Genomic DNA, 16338 nt, shown 5'->3' on the forward strand with positions numbered 1-16338 from the left:
CTGAAACCCACAGGTTTCTGAGTTGAGGAATGACATTTAATGAGCGATATGGCAGAGCGCCTCGCGCTACATGAATTCACTGAAAACGCCTATCTGAACTATTCCATGTACGTCATCATGGACAGGGCACTGCCGTTTATCGGTGATGGCCTGAAACCCGTTCAGCGTCGCATCGTTTACGCGATGTCTGAGCTGGGGCTGAGCGCCAGCGCTAAATTCAAAAAATCCGCCCGTACCGTCGGTGACGTGCTCGGTAAATATCATCCGCACGGCGACAGCGCCTGCTACGAAGCAATGGTATTGATGGCACAGCCGTTCTCCTACCGTTATCCGCTGGTCGATGGCCAGGGAAACTGGGGTGCGCCGGACGATCCGAAATCCTTTGCGGCGATGCGTTATACCGAATCCCGCTTATCTAAATATGCAGAACTGCTGCTCGGCGAACTCGGCCAGGGCACGGTGGACTGGGTGCCAAACTTCGACGGCACCATGCAGGAACCGAAAATGCTGCCTGCCCGTCTGCCGAATATTTTGCTGAACGGCACCACAGGTATTGCCGTGGGCATGGCGACGGATATTCCTCCGCACAACCTGCGCGAAGTCGCAAAAGCCGCTATCACCCTGATTGAACAGCCGAAAACCACGCTGGATGAACTGCTGGATATCGTGCAGGGGCCGGACTATCCGACCGAAGCGGAGATCATCACCTCCCGCGCCGAAATCCGCAAAATCTACCAGAACGGTCGCGGCTCCGTGCGTATGCGCGCAGTGTGGACCAAAGAAGACGGCGCCGTGGTGATCACCGCGCTGCCACACCAGGTGTCCGGTGCCAAAGTGCTGGAGCAGATCGCCGCCCAGATGCGCAACAAAAAGCTGCCGATGGTTGACGACCTGCGCGACGAATCAGACCACGAAAACCCGACGCGTCTGGTGATCGTGCCACGTTCTAACCGCGTGGATATGGACCAGGTGATGAGCCACCTGTTCATCACCACCGATCTGGAAAAAAGCTACCGCATTAACCTGAACATGATTGGTCTGGATGGTCGCCCGTCGGTGAAAAACCTGCTGGAGATCCTGACCGAGTGGCTGGCGTTCCGTCGTGATACGGTGCGTCGCCGTCTGAACTATCGTCTGGAAAAAGTCCTTAAGCGCCTGCATATCCTCGAAGGTTTGCTGGTGGCGTTCCTCAATATCGATGAAGTGATCGAGATTATTCGCGCTGAGGACGAGCCGAAGCCAGCCCTGATGTCGCGTTTTGGCATCAGCGAAACCCAGGCTGAAGCGATCCTTGAACTGAAATTGCGCCACCTTGCCAAACTGGAAGAGGTGAAGATTCGCGGCGAGCAGAACGAGCTGGCGAAAGAGCGCGATCAGCTGCAGGCGATTCTGGCGTCTGAGCGCAAGATGAGCAATCTGCTGAAGAAAGAGCTACAGGCCGATGCCGAAGCGTTTGGCGACGACCGTCGCTCGCCGCTGCACGAGCGCGAAGAAGCCAAGGCGATGAACGAGCACGACATGCTGCCATCAGAGCCGGTGACCATCGTGCTGTCGCAAAGCGGCTGGGTGCGTAGTGCCAAAGGCCACGATATTGACGCGCCGGGCCTGAGTTACAAAGCCGGTGATAGCTTCAAATCAGCGGTGAAAGGCAAGAGCAATCAGCCGGTGGTGTTCATTGACTCCACCGGACGCAGCTATGCGATTGACCCGATTACGCTGCCATCGGCGCGTGGGCAGGGCGAGCCGATCACCGGTAAGCTGACGCTGCCACCGGGTGCGACGGTTGATCATATGCTGATGGAAGGCGAAGAGCAGAAACTGCTGATGGCCTCGGATGCAGGGTACGGTTTCATCTGTACCTTCAACGATCTGATTGCCCGCAACCGCGCGGGTAAAGCGATGATCAGCCTGCCGGATAACGCGCACGTGATGGCGCCGCTGGTGATTGAGAACGAAAGCGATATGCTACTGGCGATTACCCACGCCGGTCGGATGCTGATGTTCCCGATCAGCGATCTGCCGCAGCTGTCTAAAGGCAAAGGCAACAAGATCATCAATATCCCGTCAGCAGAAGCCGCTAAAGGCGAAGACGGGCTGGCGCATCTCTTCATTCTGCCGCCGCAAAGCACGCTGACCATTCACGTCGGCAAACGTAAGATCAAACTGCGTCCGGAAGAGTTGCAGAAGGTGGTTGGCGAACGCGGTCGTCGCGGCTCGCTGATGCGCGGTCTGCAGCGTATTGATCGCGTGGAAATTGACTCTCCACTGCGTGCGAAATCGGGCGACAGCGAAGAGTAATGTCGCCTCTCCCCCTCCATTCAGGAGGGGGTTCTCGCAAAATATTTTCCGTCTTTATATAAAGTCCTTACCTGACTGACATTGGAGTATATAATTGTCAGCTGTTAGGGCTTCTGAGGTCGCTATGCTATTCATTGTTCGTTCAATTCTTACCGTTATTTACTGCATTCTGGTCTGCGTATTCGGCTGCATTTACTGCCTGTTCAGCCCGCGTAATCCGAAGCATGTTTCCACTTTTGGCCGCATGTTTGGCCGACTGGCACCGCTGTATGGCCTGAAGGTCGAAAGGCGTTTGCCTGAAGGTGCAGAAAACTTTGGCAACGCCATCTATATCGCCAATCATCAGAATAATTACGATATGGTCACCGCTGCGAACATCGTGCTGCCGCCAACGGTGACGGTCGGTAAAAAAAGCCTGCTGTGGGTTCCGTTCTTCGGTCTGCTGTACTGGCTCACCGGTAACTTGCTTATCGATCGTAATAATCGCGCTAAAGCCCATAGCACCATCGCTGAAGTAGTAAATCATTTTAAGAAACGCAAAATCTCTATCTGGATGTTCCCGGAAGGGACGCGCAGCCGTGGTCGTGGCCTGCTGCCGTTTAAAACTGGCGCGTTTCACGCCGCAATTGCAGCAGGTGTTCCGATTATTCCTGTGTGTGTTTCCAATACTTCGAATAAAATTAACCTTAACCGTCTGAAAAACGGGCTGGTGATCGTCGAAATGCTGCCGCCAGTAGATACCAGCAAATACGGTAAAGACCAGGTTCGTGAACTGGCTGCCCATTGCCGTGAGCTGATGGCGCGTCAAATCGAAATGCTCGACAAAGAAGTCGCAGAGAGAGAAGCCTCCGGTAAAATTTAAGCCGGAGTTACAGGGAAATGAATTCCCAGGTTTTATCGTCGTTTTACATGGAGCAAATATGTCACTCAGTCGGCGTCAGTTTATTCAGGCTTCGGGAATCGCCCTTTGTGCTGGCGCGGTTCCGCTGACAGCCAACGCCGCCGGGCAGCAGCAGCCGCTGCCCATTCCGCCGTTACTGGAATCCCGCCGCGGGCAACCGCTTTTCCTGACCATGCAACGCTCACACTGGTCCTTTACTCAGGGCACACGCGCGTCGGTTTGGGGCGTCAATGGCCGCTATCTTGGGCCAACCATCCGCGTCTGGAGCGGGGATGACGTTAAGCTGATTTACAGTAACCGCCTGACTGAAAATGTCGCTATGACCGTCAGTGGATTGCAGGTTCCTGGCCCGCTGATGGGCGGGGCGGCGCGCATGATGACGCCGAGCGCCGACTGGGCGCCGGTTCTGCCGATTCGCCAAAGCGCTGCCACCCTGTGGTATCACGCCAATACGCCAAACCGCACCGCGCAGCAGGTCTATAACGGCCTCGCGGGTATGTGGCTGGTGGAAGATGAGGTGAGTAAATCGCTGCCGATCCCAAACCATTACGGCGTTGATGATTTCCCTGTCATTATTCAGGACAAACGCCTCGATAACTTCGGGACGCCTGAGTATAACGAGCCGGGCAGCGGCGGCTTTGTTGGCGATTCTCTGATGGTCAATGGCGCACAAAGTCCGTACGTCGAAGTGTCTCGCGGCTGGGTGCGTCTGCGTTTGTTGAATGCGTCCAACTCCAGGCGCTATCAGCTGCAAATGAGCGATGGCCGCCCGTTGCACGTGATTTCTGGCGATCAGGGCTTTTTGCCTGCGCCGGTATCCGTTAAACAACTGGCGCTGGCACCGGGCGAACGCCGCGAAATTCTCGTGGATATGACCAACGGGGATGAAGTGTCAGTGACCTGCGGCGAGGCGGCAAGTATCGTTGACCGTATTCGTGGCTTCTTCGAGCCATCAAGCATTCTGGTTTCTACGCTGGTGCTTACGCTGCGTCCAACGGGCCTGTTGCCGCTGGTGACGGACAGCCTGCCGATGCGCTTGCTGCCGGAAGAGATCATGAGCGGGACGCCGGTACGCAGCCGCGATATCAGCCTCGGCGACGATCCGGGCATCAATGGCGTGCTGTGGGACGTGAATCGCATTGATATCACCGCCCAGCAGGGCACCTGGGAACGCTGGACCGTTCGCGCGGAAATGCCGCAGGCGTTCCACATCGAAGGGGTGAGTTTCCTGATTCGCAACGTGAACGGCGCGATGCCGTTCCCGGAAGACCGGGGCTGGAAAGACACGGTCTGGGTCGATGGGCAGGTGGAACTGCTGGTCTATTACGGACAGCCTTCGTGGCCGCACTTCCCGTTCCTGTTCCATAGCCAGACGCTGGAGATGGCGGATCGCGGTTCGGTGGGGCAGCTGCTGGTGAATCCGCTGGTATAACCTGCATCAATACGCCGGGTGGCGGCTTCGCCTTACCCGGCCTACAAAACCACCGAACGTTCATCCAGCGTCCACGAACGTAGGCCCGGTAAGCGCAGCGCCACCGGACAACAGCAAAACCCGTCCGCATAATACCCCTTCATTTAACGTATAAATCCAGCGTATAATCCCCGCCCTTTGTTTATTTTTTCTTCGGAAGCATTATGAGCGCAATATCCCTGATCCAGCCGGATCGAGACCTCTTCTCCTGGCCCCAGTACTGGGCGGCCTGCTTTGGACCGGCGCCATTCCTGCCGATGTCCCGCGAAGAGATGGACCAACTGGGCTGGGACAGCTGCGACATTATTCTGGTGACGGGCGATGCGTACGTCGATCACCCGAGCTTCGGCATGGCCATCTGTGGCCGTATGCTGGAGGCGCAGGGCTTCCGAGTTGGGATCATTTCTCAGCCAGACTGGAACAGCAAAGAGGCGTTCATGAGCCTCGGCAAACCGAACCTGTTTTTCGGCGTCACCGCCGGGAATATGGACTCGATGATCAACCGCTATACCGCCGATCGCAAACTGCGTCACGACGATGCTTACACCGCCGATAACGTCGCCGGCAAGCGTCCGGATCGCGCCACTTTGGTCTACACCCAGCGTTGTAAAGAAGCATGGAAAGACGTGCCGGTCATCCTGGGGGGAATCGAAGCGAGCCTGCGCCGTACCGCGCATTACGATTACTGGTCTGATACCGTGCGCCGTTCGGTGCTGGTGGATTCCAAAGCCGACATGCTGATCTTCGGTAACGGCGAACGCCCGCTGGTCGAAGTGGCGCACCGTCTGGCGCAGGGCGAACCGGTCGGGAACATCCGCGACGTGCGTAACACCGCGATCATGGTGAAAGAAGCGCTGCCGGGCTGGAGCGGGGTGGATTCCCGCATCATCGATATGCCGGGTAAAATCGACCCGATCCCGCATCCGTACGGCGAAGATCTGCCGTGTGCTGATAACAAACCGGTCGAGCCGAAAAAAGCCGAAGCCAAAGCCGTAGTGGTGCAGCCGCCGCGTCCAAAACCGTGGGAAAAAACCTACGTTCTGCTGCCATCCTTCGAGAAAGTGAAAGCTGACAAAGTGCTGTACGCGCATGCGTCACGCATTCTGCATCATGAAACCAACCCTGGCTGCGCCCGCGCGCTGATGCAAAAGCACGGCGAACGTTATATCTGGGTGAACCCGCCAGCCATCCCGCTTTCCACCGAAGAGATGGACAGCGTCTTTGCCCTGCCGTACAAGCGTATTCCTCACCCGGCGTATGGTAACAGCCGCATTCCGGCGTACGAGATGATCCGCTTCTCGATCAACATCATGCGCGGCTGCTTCGGTGGGTGTTCGTTCTGTTCGATCACCGAGCACGAAGGGCGCATTATCCAGAGCCGCTCGGAAGATTCGATCGTTAACGAGATCGAAGCCATTCGCGACTCAGTCCCAGGCTTTACCGGCGTTATCTCCGATCTCGGTGGCCCAACGGCTAACATGTATATGCTGCGCTGCAAATCCCCGCGTGCGGAGCAAACCTGCCGTCGTCTGTCGTGCGTCTATCCTGATATCTGTCAGCACATGGACACCAACCACGAGCCGACGATCAATCTGTACCGTCGCGCGCGTGACCTGAAAGGTATCAAGAAAATCCTGATCGCCTCCGGCGTGCGTTACGACATCGCCGTTGAAGATCCGCGCTACATCAAAGAGCTGGCGACCCACCACGTCGGCGGTTATCTGAAGATTGCCCCTGAGCACACGGAAGAAGGCCCGCTGTCGAAGATGATGAAGCCGGGCATGGGTAGCTACGACCGTTTCAAAGAGCTGTTTGATACCTATTCCAAACAGGCGGGGAAAGAGCAGTATCTGATCCCGTACTTCATCTCCGCACACCCTGGTACGCGCGATGAGGACATGGTGAATCTGGCTCTGTGGCTGAAGCAGCGCCGCTTCCGTCTTGATCAGGTGCAGAACTTCTATCCGTCGCCGCTCGCGAACTCGACGACCATGTATTACACCGGCAAAAACCCGCTGAGTAAGATTGGTTATAAGAGTGAAGATGTGGTGGTACCGAAAGGCGACAAACAGCGTCGTTTGCATAAGGCTCTGTTGCGCTATCACGATCCGGCGAACTGGCCGCTGATCCGTCAGGCGCTGGAAGATATGGGTAAAAAGCACTTGATTGGCTCGCGCCGCGAATGTCTGGTGCCTGCGCCAACGCTGGATGAGATGCGCGAAGCGCGTCGTCAGAACCGCAATACGCGCCCGGCACTGACCAAGCATACGCCGGTAGCACATCAGCGTCAGACGCCTGCGTCGAACAAAAAACGTGGAAAAGTGGCAGGCCGCTAAGCCTGTGTTGCCCGGTGGCGCTGCGCTTACCGGGCCTACAAACCGTAGGCCGGATAAGGCGCAGCCGCCATCCGGCAGAAATGCCGCACCGAACCGTAGGCCGGGTAAGGCCAAGCCGCCACCCGGCTTTTTTTACGACACTACCCGCCAAACTGATCCGGGTCAGGCCCTAAACGCTTGCCCTGGTCCAGCTTCGCTATTTCGCTCAATTCCTCTTTATCCAGACGGAAATCCCAGACGTCGAAGTTCTCGGCAATGCGCGACGGAGTGACCGATTTCGGGATTACTACCAGGCCGCTGTCCAGATGCCAGCGAATGACGATCTGCGCGACGGTTTTGCCATATTTCTCGGCAAGATCCCGAATGATTTTCTGATCGAACACGCCTTCACCGCCCTGAGCCAGCGGGCTCCAGGATTCGGTCTGAATTTTGTGCGTGGCGTTCCAGGCGTGCAGTTGACGCTGCTGCATGAGTGGGTGCAACTCAATCTGGTTGATCACTGGCGCAACGCCGGTTTCATCAATCAAACGCTGCAGATGATGGATCTGGAAATTACAGACCCCGATGCTCTTCACCAACCCCTCTTGTTGCAGGTCGATTAGCCCTTTCCACGCCTCGACGTAATGATCGATGGCCGGAACCGGCCAGTGCATCAGATAGAGATCAACGAAATCGAGCTGGAGTTTTTCCAGACTTTCCAGCAGGGCTTCGCGCGGGCGTTTTTGGTCGTCGTTCCACAGTTTGGTGGTGATGAATAACTCATCGCGTGGGATGTCAGCGCTGGACAAGGCTTTGCCCACGCCGTCTTCATTTTTGTATGCGGCGGCGGTATCGATAGACCGATAGCCGACTTCCAGTGCTTTGTGAATGGCGGAAACGACCTCGTCATTGCCGGCTTTCCAGACGCCGAGCCCCAGCTGGGGCATGACGTTGCCGTCCTGAAGCTTGATTAGGGTTTGGTTTGCCATTGTTCCTCCTCCATTTGCTCATCACCGGGGGTGTCCCCGGTGATGTGATGTGCATTAAGTCTGGACGAAATGTCAAAAAACGAAAGGCGGGATGACAAAAACGCTTAGCGGGCCGCTTCGTAAATGCGACGGCTGACGTCCAGCGTAATGTCGTTGCGCTCACCAATTTGTGTCATACCGTGCTCTTCCAGTTTTGCCAGCAGAGCAGGGATTGAACTGCCGTCAAGGCCGTAACCGGAGAGGCGAGTTGGCACGCCCAGCTGTTCGAAGAAGTTACGCGTCGCTGCGATAGCGGCATCGATACGCTCGTCGTCAGAACCGGTAGTGATATTCCAGACGCGCTCGCCGTATTGCAGCAGTTTTTCACGCTTGGTATCGCGTTTTTCATTCCACAGGGCAGGCAGAACGACGGCCAACGTTTGAGCGTGATCCAGACCGTGCAGCGCCGTCAGTTCGTGGCCCAGCATATGGGTGGCCCAGTCCTGCGGCACGCCTGCGCCAATCAGACCGTTCAGCGCCTGCGTCGCTGCCCACATCACATTGGCACGTACGTCGTAGTTTTCTGGCTCTTGCAGCGCTTTCGGGCCGTCTTCCACCAGCGTCAGCAGAATACCTTCTGCGAAGCGGTCCTGAATTTTGCCGTTAACCGGATAGGTCACGTACTGCTCAACGGTGTGAACGAAGGCATCCACCACGCCGTTAGCGACCTGGCGCGGTGGCAGGGTGTAAGTGTAAACCGGGTCCAGAATGGCAAACACGGGCTGAACGTGTTCGTTCATGAAAGCCTGCTTGTCGCCGGTGGTTTTACGCGAGATGACCGCACCTTTGTTGGACTCAGAACCGGTCGCTGGAAGGGTCAAAACAGAACCCATCGGGATTGCGCTGGTGATGTTGCTTCCGCCGGTTTGCAGGATTTCCCACGGATCCACGCCGTCGGCGTAATGCGCAGCTGCGGCGATAAATTTGGTGCCGTCGAGAACGGAACCCCCGCCGACTGCCAGCAGGAACGTAATCTTCTCATCGCGGGCGATTTTGACCGCGTTCATCAGCGTTTCGTAAGACGGATTTGGCTCGATGCCGCCGAACTCACGCACGTTCACGCCTTCCAGGGCGCTGTAAACCTGGTCCAGTACGCCGGTTTTCTTCACGCTGCCGCCGCCGTAGGTGATCAGTACACGTGCACCGTCAGGGATCTGATCGCGCAGGTCGGCGATGGCATTTTTACCAAACAGAATGCGGGTTGGGGTATGCAGATTAAAATTGTTCATTGCTCGTGCCCTTTATGTGGGTGAAAAACGTGGCGGCGTCGATGGCTGCCTGATGGTGCCCATTGTGGCCATCGGACGCACGCCTCTCAATGCACATTCCTGCCGTTGTCTTGCCCATTTCTACAGAGGGCTGGAGAAAAGGGAAAAAGATGCGCAAACTGGCATCACTGGAAACCGTATCGGGAACGAACCTAAATGAACCGCGATGAGATTTGCCTTCAGCTCACAGGCCAAATTAATAGACTGAAAGATAAAGAAAATAATCTCAATGAGCTGCTGCCGGATATCCGCCTGTTGTACGGCACGCAGCCCGGTACGCGCACGCCTGTGATGTATCAGCCTGGCATCGTATTTCTCTTTTCGGGCCATAAAATTGGCTATATCAACGAACGCGTCTTCCGCTATGACACCAATGAATATTTGCTCCTGACAGTACCTTTACCCTTTGAATGTGAAACTTTCGCGACAGAGGCGGTTCCGCTGGCCGGTATTCGCGTCAACGTGGATATTCTTCAGCTGCAGGAGCTGCTGATGGATATTGGCGAAGACGAACTGTTCCAGCCGGCGATGGCGGCAAGCGGAATCAACTCCGCGACGCTCTCGGATGAAATTCTTTGCGCCATTGAGCGCCTGCTGGATGTGATGGAACGCCCGCTCGATGCGCGTATTCTGGGTAAGCAGATTATTCGTGAGATTCTGTATCACGTGCTGATGGGACCGGGCGGCGGGGCGCTGCTGGCGCTGGTGAGCCGTCAGACCCATTTCAGCCTGATCAGCCGCGTATTGAAGCGCATTGAAAGTCAGTACACGGAAAACCTGAGTGTCGATGAGCTGGCGTCAGAAGCCAATATGAGCGTCTCGGCGTTTCACCATAACTTTAAATCCGTCACCAGCACCTCGCCGCTGCAATATCTGAAAAGCTATCGCCTGCACAAAGCGCGGATGCTGATGATTCACGACGGCATGAAGGCCAGCGCGGCGGCGATGCGCGTGGGGTACGAAAGTGCGTCGCAGTTCAGTCGTGAATTTAAACGCTATTTTGGCGTGACGCCGGGGGAAGATGCGGCGCGAATCAGAATGATGCAGGGGATTTAAATTATCCTCTCCCCATTGGGGAGAGGATGGAAGAGATTAGGCGCTACAGCATTTCTTCTTAATAACCACAAACAACGTTCCCACGAGGCCCGCAACCAGCAGGAAAATCGGCAGGATCATCAGGAAAGTCATGACCTGATCTTCGTGGTGTTTAACGAACGGGATCATGCTCAGCGCATAACCCAGTGACGTGACCACGCCGACCCACAGCAGGCCGCTCAGCCAGTTAAAGAATTGAAAGCGGCGGTTCGACAGACCAGAAATCCCGGCCATTGTTGGCAGCAGAGTGCGAACGAAGGCCAGAAAACGCCCGGCCAGCAGCGCCAGCAGGCCATGACGGTCAAACATGCAGGTCGCTCTTTCGTGATATTTGACCGGCAGTTGCGCCAGCCAGCCTTTCACCACGCGGGTATTCCCGAGCCAGCGGCCCTGCAAATAGCTCAGCCAGCAGCCCAGGCTGGCGGCGGAGGTTAAAATCACGACCGTCGGGGCGAAGTCCATAACGCCTTTACCGATTAACGCACCGGCTAATAACAGCAGGCTGTCGCCGGGAAGGAACGATGCTGGCAGCAGGCCGTTTTCCAGAAATAATGTGGCGAACATAACGAAATAAACAACACCCACAACATGCGGGTCCGCCAGCGCTGCAAAATCGTGTTGCCAGAGCGCAGCGATAATATCTTGAATGACAGCCATGGACTTTCCTGTGGAACAACGGATATGCGGCTATTGTACTCCTGATTTACCCGGCTTGGGTTGATCGCGTACGCAACAAACGCAGACTTTTATGCGGTCTGTGTCTGTAAAACCGTCCGGGAGTACGTTTACAGCCTGCACTCTACACGATACGTTCAAAACCTGCCGACAAATCCGCGAGCAGATCATCAACATTTTCTAAACCGATATGCAGTCGGATCAGGGTGCCGGTAAAGTCGATTTCGCCGCCGGGACGTAGCTCAGCCAACTGCTCAGGCTGATTAGGCAGAATCAGAGATTCAAAGCCGCCCCACGAGTAGGCCATGCTAAAGAGCGAGAAGTTATCCAGGTAGGCGGCCAGCTCGTCGTTGTTCAGGCGTTTTTTAAGCACAAACGAGAACAAACCGCTGCTGCCCGTAAAGTCACGTTTCCAGAACTCGTGGCCTTTGCTGCCCGGTAGGGCCGGATGATTGACGCGTTCCACCTGCGGATGTTGTGCCAGCCATTCGGCCACTTTCAGGCTGCTTTCATGATGCTGACGCAAGCGAACGCCCAACGTGCGAATACCACGGCTGGTCATGTAGGCAGTATCGGCATCGACCATCTGCCCCATCAGGTAAGCATTTTCGCGCAGCTGATCCCAGCAGCGGGCGTTAGACACCGCCGTGCCAATCATGCCGTCGGAGTGCCCAATCAGATATTTGGTCGCCGCCTGAATAGAGATGTCGATGTCAAAATCGAGGGCTTTAAACAGCACGCCCGCCGCCCAGGTATTGTCGATCATGATGATGGCGTCAGGCGCGATGCGGCGTACCGCGCGAACAATGGCCGGAACGTCATGCACTTCCATTGTGATAGAGCCGGGAGATTCCAGGAACACGATGCGCGTATTTGGCTGAATAAGTTCTGCGATCCCTTCGCCGATCAGCGGATCGAACCAGCCGGTGGTGACGCCCAGACGGGTCAGAATTTTGGTGCAGAAATCCTGGCTCGGCTCGTAGGCGGTGTTGGTCATCAGGATATGGTCGCCCTGTTCAACAAACGCCAGAATAGTATTGGCTACCGCCGCTGCGCCGCACGGGAATAGCGCACAACCGACACCGCCTTCCAGCTCGCACATCGCTTCCTGCAATGAGAAATGGGTCAGCGTGCCGCGACGACCGTAAAACAGCTCGCCTTTCGCCCGGTTACGGGTGGCGTGCTTTTTGGCCTCAACGGTATCGAAGACCAGCGAGGAGGCGCGCTGAATCACGCTATTGACCGAACCCTGAGTGTACTTTTTACTGCGTCCGGCCTGGACAAGCGTGGTATCAAGATGCTTCTCTGTCATGTTCGCTAAACCTGTTTTATCCGTCTGGACGTCCAGACTACCACGACTATGAAAATCTGCACCCGGATGCTAAGCGAATAAGCAGAAAATTTTATCAAAAATACGCATAAGAAATTTTTACTGCGTAAGCGCAAGGAAAATGAGCGAAATTTACGGCACTATGCAAATACTAATGAGAACTACTATCAATTCGACGTGGTTTTGATATTATTATGCTCAGAATTTGTGATTTGCGTCCTGGAGATACAGAGTGGGTAATAATTTGATGCAGACGGATCTCTCCGTTTGGGGCATGTATCAACATGCTGACATCGTGGTTAAGATTGTGATGATCGGCCTGATTCTGGCGTCCGTGATCACCTGGGCAATTTTCTTCAGCAAGAGCGTCGAGCTGATTTCCCAAAAGCGTCGTCTCAAGCGCGAGCAGCAGCAACTGGCTGAAGCTCGCTCTCTGGATCAGGCGTCTGACATGACGTCTGCGTTCGCAGCAAAAAGCCTGACTACCCAATTAGTTTACGAAGCTCAGAACGAGCTGGAACTCTCCGCAGGCAGTGAAGATAACGAAGGCATTAAAGAGCGTACAGGTTTCCGCCTGGAGCGTCGCGTTGCTGCCGTCGGTCGACACATGGGCCGTGGGAATGGTTATCTGGCGACTATCGGTGCAATTTCGCCGTTTGTCGGTCTGTTTGGTACCGTATGGGGCATTATGAACAGCTTCATCGGGATTGCTCAAACGCAAACCACTAACCTTGCGGTTGTGGCGCCGGGTATCGCAGAAGCGCTGCTGGCAACGGCTATCGGCCTGATTGCTGCCATCCCTGCGGTGGTTATCTATAACGTCTTCGCGCGTATGATTGGCAGCTTCAAAGCCACGCTCGGTGATGTTGCTGCGCAGGTTCTGCTGCTGCAAAGCCGCGATCTCGACCTCAGTGCCAGCTCCGTTAAGCCGGTCCATTCTGCTTCGAAACTGCGTGTAGGTTGATACGTTATGGCAATGCGTCTTAATGAAAATCTGGACGATAACGGCGAAATGCATGAAATCAACGTGACGCCGTTTATCGACGTCATGCTGGTTCTGCTGATTATCTTCATGGTGGCCGCGCCTCTGGCGACGGTGGACGTGAAGGTGAATCTGCCGGCGTCTTCCAGCCAGCCGCAGCCGCGACCGGAAAAACCGATTTACCTGTCGGTAAAAGCCGATAAATCGATGTTCCTGGGCAACGACCCGGTTACCGATGAATCCGTTATTCCGGCACTCGATGCGCTGACTGAGGGCAAGAAAGACACCACCGTCTTCTTCCGAGCGGATAAAACCGTCGACTACGAAACTATGATGAGAGTAATGGACCGGCTTCACCAGGCGGGTTATCTCAAGATTGGTTTGGTAGGCGAAGAGAAAACGGCAGCCAAATAAAATGCAAAACGGTAACCCAAGGGTTACCGTTTTTGTTTGTGTTCTCCCTCTCCCACGGGAGAGGGTTGGGGTGAGGGCAACAGCCCGCACAGACGTTTATCCCAAATGCTCCCCGCCGCACACGCCGTGCACTTCCGCCGTCACGTAACTCGATTCCTGACTTGCCAGATAGACATACACCCCAGCCAGCTCAGCAGGCTGCCCCGCACGCTTCATCGGTGTCTTCTGACCAAACTGAGGGATTTTCTCCTGCGTCTGTCCGCCAGAAATTTGCAACGCGGTCCAGATTGGACCTGGGGCGACGACGTTGACGCGAATACCTTTCTCCGCCACCTGTTTCGCCAGACCCCGGCTGTAGTTCAATATCGCCGCCTTAGTAGAGGCGTAATCGAGCAGATGCGCGCTCGGCTGATAGGCCTGAATCGACGAGGTGGTCACAATGCTGGAACCGGCAGGCAGAATCGGAATCGCCTCCTGGGTGATCCAGAAAAGCGCCAGTACGTTCACCGCATAGGTTTGTTTGAACTGCTCGGTGGTCAGATCGGCAATCTTCTCGACGGCGACCTGTTTCCCTGCGACCAGCGCCAGCGTATCCAGCCCGCCTAAGGCTTCATGTGCTTTATGCACAAGCGAGCGGGCAAAGGACTCATCGCTCAAATCGCCGGGGATCAGCACGGCTGTACGACCCGTCTCTTCGATAAGCTGTTTCACCTGCTGGGCATCTTCTTCTTCCGCTGGGAGGTAATTGATCGCGACATCAGCGCCTTCACGCGCGTAAGCAATGGCTGCGGCGCGTCCGATTCCGGAATCTCCGCCCGTCACCAGAGCCTTGCGGTCCTGGAGCCTGCCGCTGCCTTTATAGCTCTTTTCGCCACAATCAGGCACAGGCGTCATCTTCGACTGTACGCCGGGCGCAGGCTGCTTTTGCTTCGGATAGTCGCCGGTGTGGTATTGGGTGATGGGATTCTGGATTTTCGTCTGATGGTTTGACATAAGAGCGCTCCTTAACGGTGACTTAAGGCATTAAGTCTAGGGGAGCTTACGGAAGGGGTGGGCTGATTCAGGCGAATCTGACGGGGATGGGCCGTTATTTAGGGTCTGAAGACGCGTCGGTCTTCGCGGCAAGCGCTTCTTCGTCCAGAGCAACAGCGGTGACATTGGAGGTGTGATATCCGCCGTCAGCCAGCTTACGCGTAAGACGCAGTGTGGCGGACTCTCTGGTCAGCATATGCTGATAGTTGCTTTCCAGCCGTCCCATGATTTTTTCTTTAAGCTCTGGCTTAAGTTCCATGAGCGCATTAATCATCGAACCGTATATTTCTTCTTTCACCTGCAGAGAATATATCTCACGGCGATTTTCCCATTTCAGACGCACTAGCGCGGCTGGGATCGATACCATGTCTTGCGCAATGCGGGTCATCTCGTCATTTTTATGTTTTATCAATGCATCGAGATTCTGCTTTAAGATAAACTCATCGCTTTTATGGTTATCTAAAGTCAAATAAACGTTATTGTCTTCAACTTCTTTCACGTTAATCATCCTCTAGTTTATAAAAAATGGGATTGTTTTTTTCTCGCGTAATTAGATTAAGCCAAATTTCGTTACCCGCTTCATTTATTTCTTCCGTTTTTTCAGCCATTATTTGACTTAATGTCTGGGCATCTATTTCACCTTCAGCCTGCAGGTCGTTAAGCAGGTGGGCAAAGGCTTCAATCTTTACCACGCGGAATAGCCGGTCTTTTATATGGCGGTCGTGCTCTTCCAGCAGCATATTACGTGATTTACCCGTACGGGTAACACCAATTAATATGTCAGCTTCGAAATCGGATAGCTTTCTTTTTCCCTGAGTGAAATTAGCATTGCTTTCTGCTTCCGCCGATTTAGGGACCACAGAGGCGATGTGGTACCTGACCGGCACAAGATTGTCGGGCAGCATTTTAATATCCTTTAATTTCAACAGGGTAGGATCGAATAGGACGTGAGATTCGTTGACAATAACATGAGGCAAATTTAAAATCAAAAAAAATGGAGCCAACCCATGAACAGCATTTTTTATTCTGTCATTACATTACTGGTGCTTACCGCCGGTGTTCTTTTATTGATGCGAGAGTTCAATAAAACGAAAGACTTACAGCAAACTGGCGAGTCATCCCAACCCATTCCTATGACCAAAGAGGAGGGTGAAGACCATTTCTCGATGCTGATGAATGCGATAACGCCAGTGTGGTATTGGCGGGTGAATCATGAATATATCGATTTTCTGCACGCCACAATAAAGCGCATGAAGATGACAGAAATAAACGATACACCGGGACTTTTTGAGGCTCAGCGCCGCTGCAGCGATCTCAACTCGGCGGTCTATAAATATTATGACAATATCAAAAAGCGCTGCCTGAACGGTGAAAAAGTGTCGCATTCCGACCTCGATGTGCTGAATCTGCGCCAGTGTTTTCGCGAGTTTAGCTTACAGGCTTATCCGGAACTGGTGGTGCTGGTCTGGCCGGAGTACGAGCGCCCGGTAGTCGATCCTGCGACGGTGTAGCGTAAATGCCCTGGTATT

Annotated in this window: 15 protein-coding genes; 8 read left to right on the forward strand and 7 right to left on the reverse strand. The window is 54.7% G+C overall.

The genetic code is table 11. The features are described 5' to 3' along the window. The first annotated feature begins 39 nt into the window (after positions 1-39). The 4 genes from parC (at position 40) to JBO43_RS14770 (ending at position 7006) form a co-directional block, all read left to right on the forward strand. A complete protein-coding gene (gene parC, locus JBO43_RS14755; protein WP_202674605.1) occupies positions 40-2298 on the forward strand; it encodes a DNA topoisomerase IV subunit A in 2259 nt (752 codons plus the stop codon). A 124-nt stretch (positions 2299-2422) separates the two neighbouring features. After that, positions 2423-3160 (forward strand): 1-acylglycerol-3-phosphate O-acyltransferase, encoded by a 738-nt coding sequence (gene plsC, locus JBO43_RS14760; RefSeq protein ID WP_103948119.1) that lies wholly within the window; start codon positions 2423-2425, stop codon positions 3158-3160. A 58-nt stretch (positions 3161-3218) separates the two neighbouring features. Next, positions 3219-4631 carry a cell division protein FtsP gene (gene ftsP, locus JBO43_RS14765; RefSeq protein ID WP_202674606.1) on the forward strand — a complete coding sequence of 471 codons (1413 nt, stop codon included), beginning with the start codon at positions 3219-3221 and terminating at the stop codon, positions 4629-4631. Positions 4632-4834: 203 nt separating this feature from the next. Next, a complete protein-coding gene (locus JBO43_RS14770) occupies positions 4835-7006 on the forward strand; it encodes a YgiQ family radical SAM protein (RefSeq protein ID WP_095283378.1) in 2172 nt (723 codons plus the stop codon). Between the two features lie 140 nt (positions 7007-7146). Here the strand turns inward: JBO43_RS14770 and dkgA are convergent, their stop codons facing one another. Together dkgA and yqhD are read right to left on the reverse strand one after the other, a co-directional pair. Beyond that, positions 7147-7974 carry a 2,5-didehydrogluconate reductase DkgA gene (gene dkgA, locus JBO43_RS14775; protein WP_095283377.1) on the reverse strand — a complete coding sequence of 276 codons (828 nt, stop codon included), beginning with the start codon at positions 7972-7974 and terminating at the stop codon, positions 7147-7149. Between the two features lie 104 nt (positions 7975-8078). After that, the gene (gene yqhD / locus JBO43_RS14780; protein ID WP_202674607.1) at positions 8079-9242 is read right to left on the reverse strand and encodes an alcohol dehydrogenase; all 1164 of its coding nucleotides are present in this window, start codon (positions 9240-9242) and stop codon (positions 8079-8081) included. Positions 9243-9437: 195 nt separating this feature from the next. Between yqhD and JBO43_RS14785 the strand changes: the two genes are divergently transcribed. Then, positions 9438-10337: an AraC family transcriptional regulator gene (locus JBO43_RS14785; protein ID WP_095283374.1), complete on the forward strand. Its 900-nt coding sequence runs from the start codon at positions 9438-9440 to the stop codon at positions 10335-10337. A 36-nt stretch (positions 10338-10373) separates the two neighbouring features. On the opposite strand, the gene yghB is transcribed toward JBO43_RS14785, so the two are convergent. Both yghB and metC read right to left on the reverse strand, forming a co-directional pair. Next, positions 10374-11033 (reverse strand): DedA family general envelope maintenance protein YghB, encoded by a 660-nt coding sequence (gene yghB, locus JBO43_RS14790; protein ID WP_095283373.1) that lies wholly within the window; start codon positions 11031-11033, stop codon positions 10374-10376. A 142-nt stretch (positions 11034-11175) separates the two neighbouring features. Beyond that, positions 11176-12363 carry a cystathionine beta-lyase gene (gene metC, locus JBO43_RS14795; protein WP_103948123.1) on the reverse strand — a complete coding sequence of 396 codons (1188 nt, stop codon included), beginning with the start codon at positions 12361-12363 and terminating at the stop codon, positions 11176-11178. Positions 12364-12613: 250 nt separating this feature from the next. On the opposite strand from metC, the gene exbB reads away from it, so the two are divergent. Together exbB and exbD are read left to right on the forward strand one after the other, a co-directional pair. Next, the gene (gene exbB, locus JBO43_RS14800; protein ID WP_095283371.1) at positions 12614-13345 is read left to right on the forward strand and encodes a tol-pal system-associated acyl-CoA thioesterase; all 732 of its coding nucleotides are present in this window, start codon (positions 12614-12616) and stop codon (positions 13343-13345) included. Between the two features lie 6 nt (positions 13346-13351). Then, entirely contained in the window at positions 13352-13777 is a 426-nt protein-coding gene (gene exbD, locus JBO43_RS14805) for a TonB system transport protein ExbD (RefSeq protein WP_095283370.1), read from the forward strand. Positions 13778-13873: 96 nt separating this feature from the next. Here exbD and JBO43_RS14810 read toward each other — a convergent pair whose 3' ends face one another. From JBO43_RS14810 to JBO43_RS14820, 3 genes are all read right to left on the reverse strand, one after another. After that, complete coding sequence (locus tag JBO43_RS14810; RefSeq protein WP_202674608.1) at positions 13874-14770, reverse strand: SDR family oxidoreductase; 897 nt, start codon at positions 14768-14770, stop codon at positions 13874-13876. Between the two features lie 94 nt (positions 14771-14864). Then, positions 14865-15317: a cytoplasmic protein gene (locus tag JBO43_RS14815; protein ID WP_095283368.1), complete on the reverse strand. Its 453-nt coding sequence runs from the start codon at positions 15315-15317 to the stop codon at positions 14865-14867. Then, entirely contained in the window at positions 15310-15714 is a 405-nt protein-coding gene (locus JBO43_RS14820) for a hypothetical protein (RefSeq protein ID WP_095283367.1), read from the reverse strand. The genes JBO43_RS14815 and JBO43_RS14820 overlap by 8 nt, the downstream gene beginning before the upstream one ends. A gap of 102 nt (positions 15715-15816) precedes the next feature. Between JBO43_RS14820 and JBO43_RS14825 the strand changes: the two genes are divergently transcribed. Next, on the forward strand, positions 15817-16320 hold the full coding sequence (locus JBO43_RS14825; RefSeq protein WP_095283366.1) for an ESA_00282 family adhesion-associated protein: 504 nt from the start codon (positions 15817-15819) through the stop codon (positions 16318-16320). The last annotated feature ends 18 nt before the right edge of the window (positions 16321-16338 follow it).

The sequence above is a fragment of the Lelliottia jeotgali genome (genome assembly GCF_016771845.1).
Classification (GTDB): domain Bacteria; phylum Pseudomonadota; class Gammaproteobacteria; order Enterobacterales; family Enterobacteriaceae; genus Enterobacter; species Enterobacter jeotgali.

Bases quoted from the DNA above. Each gene is read 5' to 3' on its own strand.
- metC (WP_103948123.1), bottom strand. From the start codon at position 12,363: ATGACAGAGAAGCATCTTGATACCACGCTTGTCCAGGCCGGACGCAGT.
- JBO43_RS14785 (WP_095283374.1), top strand. From the start codon at position 9,438: ATGAACCGCGATGAGATTTGCCTTCAGCTCACAGGCCAAATTAATAGA.
- exbD (WP_095283370.1), top strand. From the start codon at position 13,352: ATGGCAATGCGTCTTAATGAAAATCTGGACGATAACGGCGAAATGCAT.
- plsC (WP_103948119.1), top strand. From the start codon at position 2,423: ATGCTATTCATTGTTCGTTCAATTCTTACCGTTATTTACTGCATTCTG.
- JBO43_RS14815 (WP_095283368.1), bottom strand. From the start codon at position 15,317: ATGATTAACGTGAAAGAAGTTGAAGACAATAACGTTTATTTGACTTTA.
- JBO43_RS14820 (WP_095283367.1), bottom strand. From the start codon at position 15,714: ATGCTGCCCGACAATCTTGTGCCGGTCAGGTACCACATCGCCTCTGTG.
- yghB (WP_095283373.1), bottom strand. From the start codon at position 11,033: ATGGCTGTCATTCAAGATATTATCGCTGCGCTCTGGCAACACGATTTT.
- JBO43_RS14770 (WP_095283378.1), top strand. From the start codon at position 4,835: ATGAGCGCAATATCCCTGATCCAGCCGGATCGAGACCTCTTCTCCTGG.
- JBO43_RS14825 (WP_095283366.1), top strand. From the start codon at position 15,817: ATGAACAGCATTTTTTATTCTGTCATTACATTACTGGTGCTTACCGCC.
- parC (WP_202674605.1), top strand. From the start codon at position 40: ATGAGCGATATGGCAGAGCGCCTCGCGCTACATGAATTCACTGAAAAC.
- yqhD (WP_202674607.1), bottom strand. From the start codon at position 9,242: ATGAACAATTTTAATCTGCATACCCCAACCCGCATTCTGTTTGGTAAA.
- ftsP (WP_202674606.1), top strand. From the start codon at position 3,219: ATGTCACTCAGTCGGCGTCAGTTTATTCAGGCTTCGGGAATCGCCCTT.
- JBO43_RS14810 (WP_202674608.1), bottom strand. From the start codon at position 14,770: ATGTCAAACCATCAGACGAAAATCCAGAATCCCATCACCCAATACCAC.
- dkgA (WP_095283377.1), bottom strand. From the start codon at position 7,974: ATGGCAAACCAAACCCTAATCAAGCTTCAGGACGGCAACGTCATGCCC.